The following is a 12,062-nucleotide window of genomic DNA, read 5'->3' as shown; positions in this document are numbered from 1 at the left end:
TATGACATACACTTTTGAATACGTTGCTAAAACGGTGCGGGCAGAAGGTGAAAGGAGTTTTACGGTGCAATTCACAAAAAAACATATTATTTTTCTGATCGTCGTAATTGGCATTGCTTCATTTATTTCCATTTACAAACTGCCATATTACATATATAAGCCTGGCGGTGCTGATGCACTTAATCCAATTGTGGAAGTCGAGAGCGGCCACAAAAGTGAAGGAGATATGCACCTGGTCACTATTCGCGGCGGGCAGGCCACACCGGTTCAATATTTGTTGGCAAAAATTCTGCCCCATCAGGAAGTGCATCCACTTGATAAAGTCAGGCCGGAGGGAGTATCTGAAGATGAATACTTCCATGCACAGCTGCAGATGATGGAAAGCTCACAGGAAGCATCAACTGTCGTAGCTTATCAGGCAGCGAATGAGGAAATTGATATAACGTATAATGGGGTGTATGTTGTTTCAGTCGTAGAAGGGATGCCGGCTGATAATATTCTCAAACCGGGGGACCGTATTACTGGGATTGATGGTGAATCCATTCAGGAATCCAGTGATCTGATCGAACTCGTTGAAACCAAAGAAGCAGGTGAAACGATAAAGGTGCGTGTTGAACGGGATGGCAATAAACGGACGGAAGAAGTCAAATTAAAAAGATTTCCGGAAAATGAAAATAAAGCCGGAATCGGGATCAGACTGGTGACGGACAGGCAAGTTCATGTTAATCCGGACGTCAGCTTTTCGAGTGGCAACATTGGCGGCCCAAGCGCCGGACTGATGTTCTCTTTGGAAATATACGATCAATTGACAGAGTCTGATTTTACAAAGGGTCTTCAGATAGCAGGTACCGGTGAAATTGATTACCAGGGCAATGTGTTGCCGATTGGCGGTATTCGGAAAAAAGTCATTGCAGCCGATGATGAGGGATGCGACATTTTCTTTGCACCGAATGAGGGTGGCGCGGAAGATTCCAATTATGAAGCAGCCGCAGATGTTGCCGAAGAGATTGATTCCGACATGGAAATCGTTCCGGTTGATACATTCTCAGATGCATTGGAATACCTGGAGCAGCTAAATCCAGGAGAGAAATGAAAAAAAAGGGGGGCGGAATGGTCGGCCCCCCTTTGTCCAGAGTGTTTACTCCACCATGATTGGCGGCTGTAATTCCTGCCGATGGAATTGCTCCCGTTTGTCAGCAGGAAGTACACTGTAGTACGTGTTGCTTGCCTTTTCTTCCACCGCCAGCATTGGATCCACATCCTGGCTTAGTTTGGAAATAAGCGGTACGCTCATTTCTTTTTTCTGTCCATTCAAGTAAGCCTGTCCGGTTTTTGTCATTCCGAGCAGTCTGACGTATGGGACCGTTTTTGTATGTTCCAGTCGTTGCATATCGGCTTTGGTTGTGTTGGTTAGGATATGGGCAAACATTCGCTGCAGCCTCGTCCATGTATAGCGTTTTGTTTTAATCCGCTGAATCCATTGATGGAATGAAGCGGCGCCATGGGCTGTTTTTTTGATACGGTATTCCAGCCCTTCATCAACACCATGAATCGTAGCCAGTTCTCTTGTTGACATCGTCATGACACGATAGTGGACAAGGTTGAAATAGTCTTCCCAGGAATGCCAAATACTGCTGTCCCGTTTATAATGATGAAGTTGGCGGGCCGTTTCTTCTGGAAGGGTCTCCGTTATCTCTTCAGACAGGCCTTCACCTAACAACAGTTTCCTGCGTATACTTGTTGCGCTGGCAATTGAACCAGTCATTGTCTGATCATGATAATGGCTTTTTTTTCGTTTGATGGCCATCGGGGTGATGGGCAGATGATGATCCATGATTGTCCGGACATAACTAAATCCAAGAATATTGTTTGGCTGGGCCAGATCCATTTTTTCTGTGGTCAGACCGATGGCTTCGTACGCACGTCTGCTGGCCTCCGGAAAAGCCATCCCCTCATCAAGATAGTTTTGGAGCAGCTTGCGGTATACGGTCTCATTTTTCCTGTAGACGCTATAACCTTCTGTGAAATGATCTGCATCACCGGACTCACTACCAAAGCAAATACTGGACACACCGCTTTCATGCAATGTACGGACAGCACCTTCTGCGAACAGATTACTGCTCTGGACGGCATATAAATAAGGCAGTTCCAGGACAATGTCGACACCTTCTGCTAAAGCAGCCTTTGTCCGGTGGAATTTATCAATGATTGCCGGTTCACCGCGCTGGAGGAAGGAACCGCTCATTACAGCAATCAGACAATCAGCACCAGATTCCTTTTTTGATTGCCGGATGTGATAGACATGACCATTGTGAAACGGATTATATTCAACAATCAGTCCGCAAGCTTTCATAAACGCTCAGCTCCTATGTATAGACTGCTTCTCATTGTATCAAAAAATAAAGACTACCGCATCGCCGGTTAGTGAGTTGGATGGGACAAATCGGGGAATACTGTATTAAAAGGTGTAAAGAAAAAATGTTGACAAAATAGCTTTTTCCTTTTAAAATAACTCTTGTTGCCTTGAGGTGATAATAATGAAAATTCCAATAGGGCATATAAAGAAAAATGCTGGCAATGCCCCTTTCAGGTTTGATGAACAGGTGGATGTTTCCGAACTGGAAACGATGAATAATGATATACGCGAAATCGGTCCCGTTCATGTCCATGGTAGAGCGGATGAACAGGGGAATGATATTGTGTTCACTTTCAGCATTGAAGGGAACATGGTACTTCCGTGTGCCCGTACGCTTGTAAATGTGCCTTATCCGTTCGCGATTGATGCACTTGAGATATTTTCAGAATCACCATATAATGATGAGGATGCTGAAAATGAAATCCATCCAATCGAGGGGGAAGTGCTTGACTTAACCCCGCTGATAAAGGAAAATATTCTATTAGAAGTGCCTTACCGGGTCTTCTCGGATGATGAAGAAGTTATCAGTCAAGCTCCATTTGAAGGGGAAGGCTGGGAATTTATCTCCGAAGATAATCAGGAGAAAAAAACGGACCCGCGCATGAAAAAATTGGAATCGTTACTTAAGGATGAAGAAGAGTAGGACGACCTTCTATATCCATTTAGCAATCGAAGGAGGTGTAAGTCATGGCAGTACCGAAGCGCAGAACTTCCAAAAAGGTAAAAAACCAACGCCGCACGCATAAAAAATTGCATGTGCCTGGCATGGTGGAATGCTCCAATTGTGGTGAGCTGACAAAGCCGCATCATGTGTGCAAATCATGTGGGCATTATGACGGCAAAGAAGTAGTAGCGAATGATTAATTGGAACTGATAGGTTATACGACAGATCACTGAAAGATAGTGATCTGTTTTTATATACATAGATAGCATTTGCCAAACCTTATGTTCCGGACGTATGCAAATAAGAAAAGAAGGGGAATGTCATGACAGAGGCAATTCAATACAGAATAGATGATGATAAAGGCTATGGGGAAATCCGTTTGAACCGGCCGGATAAACATAATGCCGTATCAATAGATATGACACATGCCTTGAAATCAGCCCTAGAGGCAGCAAAGGAACAGCCTATTAAATTTTTGACGATTACTGGTACCGGTGATCGGACTTTTTGTGCCGGTGGCGATTTACATGATCTCCATGGGGAGATGAGCCCTGATGAGGCCTTTTCCCTTTTATACCCAATGAAAGAGGTGCTTTATGAAATTGCATCCTTTCCGGTTCCGGTCATTTGTCTGCTGAACGGGGATGCCGTCGGTGGCGGCTGTGAAATTGCCACTGCCTGTGATCTTCGGATTTCCCGGGGGGAACGTCGCTTTGGGTTCATTCAGTCCACACTCGGTATTACCCCGGGATGGGGTGGCGGCGTCTTATTGTATGAAAAAGTTCATCCGAGTTTTGCCCTTCAATGGATTATGGAAGGGGCCCATTTCCAGGCGGATGAATTAAGACACCAAGGCTGGATTCACCGGATTATTGCTGAAAAGGATTGGCAGGACCAAGAATATGTGCTGCAGCCATATCTTTCAAAATCGGAAGAGCAAATGAAAACATTGAAATCGCAATACAAGAAAAAACTATCTATTTTGCCATTATCAGCACAAATGGATGATGAGGTCCGCAACTGCGCAACATTGTGGGATTCACCAGAACATAAGAACGCTGTCAGCAAATTTATGTCCCGTAAATAACGGTTATAGTGCATAAATAAAATTGATTCGAACGATTCTATCACTCCTACTTTTTGCATACATTGATAGCAAACGGTAAGGAGGGGTGTTATGAACGCTGCACGTCAGGATGCGTGGACTGAAGATGAGGATATACTGCTTGCAGAAACGGTCCTTCGTTATATAAAAGACGGCAAGACACAGCTTGAGGCTTTTAAGGATGTTGCTGAACAATTATCACGGACACCAGCGGCCTGCGGTTTTCGATGGAATGCATCCATCCGTAAACAGTACAGCAAAGAAGTCGAGCTGGCCAAAGAAGACCGTAAGAAACATAACAGGCCAAAAGTCAACAAGGGCCAAGGGGAAAGGGGAGGATTGGAACTGGGGGCGGATCCAATTGATAATGCTATAATTGTACTTGAAAAAATGCGCACCAGTCATCTTGATGATAATGCCTTTTCCCTTTATGAAAAAGAAGCAGCCATTAAACGGCTGGAAAATGAGAATGAAGTGCTCAAACAGCAACTGGATCGATATGAGCAGGCATGGCAGGAAATGGGTAAACTATGGAGCTGGGTGAGTGAATCGAAGAACTGATGTGGAAAGACATGAATGTCCGCATGATGCCATTCATGTCTTTATTTTTATCTGCAAAGACAGCAGTCTTTAGGTCAGACGTCTTTTTCTGATACTCCTTCAGGCATCCAGATAAGTGGATTTTCACCGAGATCCCGTTCCATTTCATATTTTGCTTTTTGGAAGCCCGTCTTTTCCCAGAAACCGTGCGAGTTGATTCGCGGGTTTGTTTTGATCGGCAGTTCGAAGCTTTTGGCAAAGTCAACCATCCTTTTGCCGTATCCATTTCCCCGGTAATCAGGTAAGACTTCCAGCTTCCACAGTTCCAAGTAATCCTGGGGTGGCTTAAAATATTCGTCATATTTTTGCTTTACTTTGTACAGACTCATGCGGGCAATCAGGTTATGTCCAAGATAGATTCCATAAAACGGTGATTCGCTGTTGTTTTCAACAATATTGTTCTGCAGATCTTCCATCATGGAAAGCTCCTGGTTCCCATACTCTTTAAAACGCTTGAATTGCTCCAGTGTTTTATAATTAATTAAAAGCTTTTCGACTTTCATATCGGTGATCATTTTCCCTTTCCCCCTTTGAAAGAAAGTATTTAGAATTCCTATATAATTTATTATAATATAAAAAGGCAAGGAAGGGAATGGGAGAAGCTCAATTGTACATATGTAACATCCATGAAATTCCATTATTGTGTGTGTTGTTTAAATGAGGGGGGAGACGATGGTGGTGGATGTGTTTGCTTATCTGATTGGCATCATCATTACCGCACCGATGCTGGCGACGTGGGGTGTTTATTACGCTGCTGCGGGTGCCGGGCGGAACAAATGGAAAGCGGTTCATACCGCAGTGAACTGGACAACCTTCCTGTATATACTGGCTGTGACAGCAATGCTTTATACAATATACGGTTCCGGCTATGCTGGCATCACATCCGTTCTGCTTATGACGCTATTTACTGTTATTATCGTCGTCCGATGGAAAATGTTTACGGAAGTCGTGTTCCATAAAGCCTTTAAAATCTTCTGGCGTATTTGTTTCTTACTATTTGCTGGTTTGTATTGTTTGCTGGCTATAACGGGGATTATTCGGAATTTCTTATAGCACCACAAAACAGATTGGGTGCAATTGGTCTGTTTTTTATATACAATACGTATTGGGTATATTCACTATAGTAAAAGGAGCATGCGATCTATGCGGATCAGTCCAATTAAACTACAAAAACAGAATGCACTTATAAACGATTACCGCGATCAAAAGTCAGGCATCATGCAGTACTTTGATTATGATCCATACATCGAACAAACTTATGAACAGCGAATGCAGGCATTGCAGCAAAAAAATATTGACCGTGATAAGCTGACAGAAGCACTGACTGAAATGAATAAAGAATGGGATGCTCCTGAATCAACGTACAAAGCAATTGAGCGACTTAAAGAAGAAAACAGTGCTGTCGTAATTGGGGGGCAGCAGGCAGGTTTGCTGACAGGCCCGTTATATACCATCAATAAGGTCCTATCTGTTATACAATTTGCGAAACAGCAGGAGTCTAAATTAAATGTACCGATCATACCAGTGTTTTGGATAGCCGGTGAAGATCACGATTTTGATGAAATTAATCATGTTTTTTTGCCCAATAAGACCGGGATGAAAAAATACACACTGTCGCAGGAGGCGAGCGGGAAGCAGTCTGTTTCCGATATTAAGATTAATAAAACGGCGCTTTTATCCTGGATTGACCAGCTGTTTGATCAACTTCCCGAAACCGATCACACGAAAAAGCTCTATCAGACTATACTGGACTGTCAGGAACGTTCGGTTACGTATGTCGACTTTTTTGCCCGGTTCCTTTATCAGATGCTTGACGGGGAGGAAATCATCCTTGCTGATTCCGGGCATCGGGCCATGCGCGGTCTCGAACGCGAGCATTTTGTCCGGCTGATTGAAAAGCAGGAAGAAATTAGCGAGGGTGTACATACAGCAGTTCAGCAGCTGAAGAAACAGGGGTACGCTATATCACTCGATGTTGAAGCGAACGATGCCCACCTTTTTTATCATCATAACAATGAACGGATTTTGCTTGAACGTGATCATGAAGGTAACTGGGCGGGCAAGCAGAATGAAGTTGTGATGACGAGTCAGCAGATGCTGGAGACAGCCAGACATAATCCGGCAGGTCTAAGCAATAACGTCGTTACCAGACCGGTCATGCAGGAGTGTTTGTTCCCAACACTAGCATTTATCGGTGGTCCTGGTGAGGTCAGTTACTGGGCAGCGTTAAAACCGGCTTTTCATGCGGCAGGTATAAAAATGCCGCCGGTCCTGCCGCGTCTGTCATTCACATTTATTGACCGGAATGTGGAAAAAACATTGTCCAGATTTGGAATTGATGTGGCACACGCGGTTAATCACGGACTGGAAGATGCAAAAGTGCAATGGCTGGCTGCACAAAATGACCCGCCGGTTGGACAGGTTGCCGCTGAAGTGAAACAAGCTATTCGCAGGGTCCATTACCCGCTGCGCGAAATTGCCAGTGATATTGGTGCCGATTTAGGCGAACTTGCCGATAAAAACCTTTATTACCTAAATGGCAATATTGATTTTATCGAAAAACGCATTAACAAGGCCCTAGAGGCAAAATATGAAAAAGAAATAGGTGCTTTCGATCAGACGCATCATGTACTTCGCCCGGAAAATGGACTTCAGGAACGGATCTGGAACCCGTTGTCACTGATGAATACGTACGGTCCCTGTTTTATCCGTCAGCTGGCAAGAGAACCGCTTTCATTTACAAGCGAACACCATATTATCTATCTATAAGAGATTGTTCAAAAATTCCGGTAAAAATGACACATCGAAATTCTTCGTTGGCTTGTTTCTCCGCTACTCATGTATCTAAATACATACATTCCGTTGCTCGAAACTACGCCGCCTCGAATTTCTCGGTCCTTTTTATCCTCCTTTTTGAACACGTATTATAAGGCAAATTGCCCCACTTTCTCCCACGCTTACACGAAGCGTAGCGAGAAAGTGGGGCTTTTCTTTTTTAGTACCTGCCATTGCAGGGATATGGCGGTCTTAGCGTGTGATTTTCCTGCAGGTATTGATAGAGCATTGGTCCTAATTTAACCAATCACATGAAAAAAGTTTTAAAATAGAGTGGTGATTTGTGGGGGAATGTGGTAACATGTGATTAAGAAAGTGGGGCGAGCTCTATGTTCATGGGTGAATTCCAGCACAATATCGATACAAAAGGACGTATTATTGTGCCGGCCAAGTTTCGGGAAGGACTTGGAGACAATTTTGTTGTTACCCGTGGACTTGATAAATGTCTGTTCGCTTACCCGATGGATGAGTGGAAACTGCTTGAAGAGAAATTAAAGAAACTGCCGCTTACCAAAAAAGATGCACGTGCTTTTACACGCTTTTTCTTCTCTGGCGCAGTTGAATGTGAAGTGGACAAACAGGGGAGGATAAACATCCCACAGCCTCTGCGGAACTATGCGGGGCTGGATAAAGAATGCGTTGTAATCGGTGTCTCCAACCGGGTTGAATTCTGGGCAAGTGACAATTGGGAGGATTACTTCAGTGAATCAGAGGAATCTTTCGGTGAAATTGCGGAGAATTTAATGGACTTTGACATTTAGTGGGAACGAATCCACACTAATTTCATTCCCCGGCTGCAGTGCCGGATTAAGGGGAGTGGGATGCCGGCCGAGAATTGAAGGAGCAGGTGTAACTATGTTCGAACATTACAGTGTATTAAGAGATGAAGTGTTGAAAGGGCTGGCTATTAAACCAGATGGGGTTTATGTCGATTGTACCGTCGGCGGCGGCGGACACTCAGAGCAGATCGCTGCTCTTCTAGGTGAAGAAGGCACGCTGGTTGCATTTGATCAGGATATGGATGCGCTTGATGCTGCCAAGAACCGGCTTAAGGAATATGATGACCAAATGATCTACGTTCATGCAAACTTTCGCGAGCTTGAAGAACAGATTGTACTGCACCAGGTGGGAAAGGTTGATGGAATTTTATTTGACCTTGGTGTTTCCTCTCCGCAGCTTGATCGTGGTGAGCGCGGGTTCAGCTACCAGCATGATGCCGAACTTGATATGCGCATGAACCAGGATCAGAAACTGGATGCCCGGGAGATTGTCAATGAGTGGTCCTATCAGCAGCTTGTTAAACTATTTTTTAATTATGGTGAAGAGAAATTTTCCAAACAAATAGCCAGAAAAATCGAAGCCGAACGAAAGAAACAGCCGATTGAAACAACCCATCAATTGGTTGACATCATTAAAGAGGCAATTCCGGCTCCTGCCCGCAGAAAGGGTGGTCATCCGGCGAAGCGCATTTTCCAGGCACTACGGATTGCTGTTAATGATGAACTGGCTGCTTTTAATGATGCGCTGCACCAAGCGGCCCGCCTGATTGGCATTAATGGCAAAATTGCCGTCATCACGTTTCATTCGCTGGAGGACAGGCTGTGTAAACAGGCTTTCAAAAAATGGAGTACTGCCAAGCCGGTTCCGAGAAACTTGCCTGTCATACCTGAGGACCACAAGCCGCCATTCCAGTTAGTAAATAAAAAACCGATATTGCCAGGAAATCTGGAACTTGAAGACAATCGACGGTCACGATCGGCCAAACTGCGCATTGCGGAAAAAGTGCGTGAATGGGATGAAACGTTTACCTATGAAGAAGGGTGGAATTAATATGGATGGAAATACAGCGCGCAAATGGGAACAGTCATATGCCTCACACATACCCGAGCAAGAAAAACAGTCGGCTTCAGTCGCCATTCAGAAAAAACGCTGGATTACAACAGGAGAAAAAGTCCTTTATTCTGCTGTCGGTTTACTATTGATTGCAGTAAGCATCTATGTCGTTTCATTTGCCTCATCTACCGATACCCTCAACAGGAAAGTCGAATCACTGGAACAAACAGTAAAGCAGCAAGAAGTTACGAATGAAGGGCTGCTGTACGAAAAGAAACAGTTAAGCAGGCCGGAGCGCATTACAAGAATCGCTAAAGAAAATGGTTTGAAGATTCAGGATGCCCAAGTAAAACAAGCTAGTGTCTATAACACCAACTAAGGCGGATACGTATGAAAAAGAATACACGAACCCATTTCATGTCCAGTATCATGATTGTTTTGTTTTCCGCATTGTTTTTACTGATTGCCGGACGATTTTTATACATCCAGGCTACAGGGGAAGTAGATGATATTTCACTGGAAAAATGGGCCGAAGAAAAGCGTACGGCATCTTACACCCTTGATGCCAAACGTGGAAAAATATACGGAAGGAATGGCATGACACTGGCGTATGATCGGCCCGCTTACCGTATACAGGCTATTGTTCGTGAATCATTTACAACAGATCCTGAAGACCCGAAACATGTAAAAAACCCGGAAAAAACGGCGGAAAAGCTCGCACCTTTGTTGGATGCGGAGAAAAGCTATTTATTGGAACGCTTGAACCAAGGAATAGAGCAAGACCGGTTCCAGGTAGAGTTCGGAAGTGCCGGCAAAGAACTATCCCAGCAAACAAAAGAGAAGATTGAGCAGCTTGATCTTCCTGGTATTCGTTTTAAGGAACAAGCGACTCGTTATTACCCTAATGGCAATTTCGCAGCACATGTAATCGGATATGCCCGGAAACAGGACAAAGCCTTAACAGGTATGACAGGTATTGAGCAGGAAATGAATAAGAAGCTCAGTGGAGAGAATGGCCATATTTCGTATGAACGGGATCAATATGGCACAAAGCTTCTAGATCCCAATGAGGTGGTAGAAGAACCTGAAGATGGGCAGGATGTGCATCTGACGATTGATCAAAAAATCCAGACTCTTCTGGAAGATGTCATGGCCCAGGTAGAAAGTGAGTACAGTCCTGAACGCATTTCAGCTGCTGTCTTGGACCCCAAAACCGGTGAAGTACTGGCGATGAGCAGTAGGCCAAGTTTTAACCCGAATAAACTGGAAGATGTGGATAATTGGAATAACAATGTCATTTCCACCCCGTTTGAACCAGGCTCAACCATGAAAATGTTCACCTGGGCAGCTGCTATCGAAGAAGGGGTTTACAATGGGAACGAATGGTTTGAATCGGGTACATACAAGGTCAGTGACCGTGTGAGAAGGGTAAGCGACCACAACGGCGGAGAAGGCTGGGGGTCCATCACATTTGATGAAGGATTCGCCAGGTCGTCGAATGTGGCTGCTGCCAAACTCGTCTGGGAAAAAATCGGAACGGAAAAGTACCTAAACTACCTAAAGGCATTTGACTTTGACGAAAAAACAGGTATCGATTTGCCTCGTGAACGGAAGGGGAAACTCGTCTATAATTATCCGCGTGACAAAATCACGACGGCATTCGGCCAAGCCAGCACGGTCACCCCAATCCAGCAGATGAAGGCTGCAACTGCCATTGCGAATGATGGCAAAATGATGAAGCCTTATGTCATTTCGAAAATTGTTGATCCAGATACCGGCAATGTAACCAGGGAGAAAGCACCTGAAGTGGTGAGTGAACCCATCTCAAAAGATACTTCCGATCAAGTCCTTGACTTACTTGGATCGGTAGTCTCTTCGAAGCACGGGACAGGAAAGGAATACAAACTGGAAGACTATTCTGTCGCCGGTAAAACCGGAACAGCTCAAATCTATGAAAATGGCAGCTATTTAACCGGGTATGGTAACTATATCTATTCATTCCTCGGCATGGCACCAAAAGAAGATCCAAAGCTGATGATGTATGTATCGGTCAAAGAGCCGGATATCGAAGTCGGGGAGAGTGGATCAGCACCGGTAGCATTTATTTTCAAAAATGTAATGCAGAAGAGTCTGCACTATTTAGATATCGATCCGGATAAAGAAAGTTCCGGCCAAGTGAAGTCAATTGAACTGCCGAAACTGGCAGGCAAATCTGTTTCATCCATCAAGCAAAACCTTACAGAAAAAGGACTGTCTGTATCATTGATTGGTTCGGGTGATACGATCAAAGCAGCAAGTGCTGAACAGGGGGATAAACTTCTGGAAGGGGATCGGATTATTCTCCTGACCAGTGAACCGGCTATGCCGGATATAATAGGGTGGTCGATGCGAGATGTATTGCAGCTGGCCGGTCTAATGGATTTAAAAGTGGAGACGATGGGGAACGGCTATGTAACGAAACAAAGTATTGCTAAGGGGACTCCTCTTAAAGAAAACGATTATCTGGGTGTGGAATTGGAACCACCTGGATTTATTGAGGAGCAGCAAGAAGAAAGTGATGAAGCGGCTCCGGAAAACAGTAATGAAGAACAGCAATAAAACAGTTAAAC

The 12,062-nt window shown here is 44.4% G+C and carries 13 protein-coding genes; 11 read left to right on the top strand and 2 right to left on the bottom strand.

The features are described from left to right. Nucleotides 1-64 precede the first annotated feature (64 nt). Entirely contained in the window at nt 65-1,093 is a 1,029-nt protein-coding gene (locus ACFSUO_RS06200; RefSeq protein WP_382392136.1) for a SepM family pheromone-processing serine protease, read from the top strand. A 45-nt stretch (nt 1,094-1,138) separates the two neighbouring features. Here the strand turns inward: ACFSUO_RS06200 and ACFSUO_RS06195 are convergent, their stop codons facing one another. After that, nucleotides 1,139-2,353 carry a nucleotidyltransferase gene (locus tag ACFSUO_RS06195; RefSeq protein ID WP_382392134.1) on the bottom strand — a complete coding sequence of 405 codons (1,215 nt, stop codon included), beginning with the start codon at nt 2,351-2,353 and terminating at the stop codon, nt 1,139-1,141. 184 nt (nt 2,354-2,537) lie between these two features. Between ACFSUO_RS06195 and ACFSUO_RS06190 the strand changes: the two genes are divergently transcribed. From ACFSUO_RS06190 to ACFSUO_RS06175, 4 genes are all read left to right on the top strand, one after another. After that, on the top strand, nt 2,538-3,059 hold the full coding sequence (locus ACFSUO_RS06190) for a YceD family protein (RefSeq protein WP_382392132.1): 522 nt from the start codon (nt 2,538-2,540) through the stop codon (nt 3,057-3,059). Between the two features lie 44 nt (nt 3,060-3,103). Further along, a complete protein-coding gene (rpmF, locus tag ACFSUO_RS06185) occupies nt 3,104-3,280 on the top strand; it encodes a 50S ribosomal protein L32 (protein WP_382392130.1) in 177 nt (58 codons plus the stop codon). Between the two features lie 122 nt (nt 3,281-3,402). Further along, nucleotides 3,403-4,167, top strand: a complete 765-nt coding sequence (locus tag ACFSUO_RS06180; RefSeq protein ID WP_382392128.1) for an enoyl-CoA hydratase/isomerase family protein — start codon at nt 3,403-3,405, stop codon at nt 4,165-4,167. Between the two features lie 90 nt (nt 4,168-4,257). Then, entirely contained in the window at nt 4,258-4,746 is a 489-nt protein-coding gene (locus ACFSUO_RS06175) for an RsfA family transcriptional regulator (RefSeq protein WP_382392126.1), read from the top strand. A gap of 74 nt (nt 4,747-4,820) precedes the next feature. Here ACFSUO_RS06175 and ACFSUO_RS06170 read toward each other — a convergent pair whose 3' ends face one another. Beyond that, nucleotides 4,821-5,300, bottom strand: coding sequence for an N-acetyltransferase (locus tag ACFSUO_RS06170; RefSeq protein WP_382392124.1), 480 nt, complete (start codon nt 5,298-5,300; stop codon nt 4,821-4,823). Between the two features lie 157 nt (nt 5,301-5,457). Here ACFSUO_RS06170 and ACFSUO_RS06165 point away from each other — a divergent pair, with 157 nt between their 5' ends. From ACFSUO_RS06165 to ACFSUO_RS06140, 6 genes are all read left to right on the top strand, one after another. Further along, the gene (locus ACFSUO_RS06165) at nt 5,458-5,838 is read left to right on the top strand and encodes a DUF3397 domain-containing protein (RefSeq protein WP_382392122.1); all 381 of its coding nucleotides are present in this window, start codon (nt 5,458-5,460) and stop codon (nt 5,836-5,838) included. A gap of 90 nt (nt 5,839-5,928) precedes the next feature. Continuing rightward, entirely contained in the window at nt 5,929-7,554 is a 1,626-nt protein-coding gene (bshC, locus tag ACFSUO_RS06160) for a bacillithiol biosynthesis cysteine-adding enzyme BshC (RefSeq protein ID WP_382392120.1), read from the top strand. Between the two features lie 395 nt (nt 7,555-7,949). Then, nucleotides 7,950-8,381: a division/cell wall cluster transcriptional repressor MraZ gene (gene mraZ, locus ACFSUO_RS06155; RefSeq protein WP_382392118.1), complete on the top strand. Its 432-nt coding sequence runs from the start codon at nt 7,950-7,952 to the stop codon at nt 8,379-8,381. A 94-nt stretch (nt 8,382-8,475) separates the two neighbouring features. Next, entirely contained in the window at nt 8,476-9,450 is a 975-nt protein-coding gene (rsmH, locus tag ACFSUO_RS06150; protein ID WP_382392116.1) for a 16S rRNA (cytosine(1402)-N(4))-methyltransferase RsmH, read from the top strand. Between the two features lies 1 nt (nt 9,451). Beyond that, entirely contained in the window at nt 9,452-9,832 is a 381-nt protein-coding gene (gene ftsL, locus ACFSUO_RS06145) for a cell division protein FtsL (RefSeq protein ID WP_382392114.1), read from the top strand. 11 nt (nt 9,833-9,843) lie between these two features. Then, complete coding sequence (locus ACFSUO_RS06140; RefSeq protein WP_382392112.1) at nt 9,844-12,051, top strand: penicillin-binding protein; 2,208 nt, start codon at nt 9,844-9,846, stop codon at nt 12,049-12,051. The last annotated feature ends 11 nt before the right edge of the window (nt 12,052-12,062 follow it).

The organism is Lentibacillus juripiscarius (genome assembly GCF_042685205.1).
Classification (GTDB): Bacteria; Bacillota; Bacilli; order Bacillales; family Amphibacillaceae; genus Lentibacillus; species Lentibacillus juripiscarius.
This window is presented reverse-complemented; position numbering and strand designations above follow the sequence as displayed.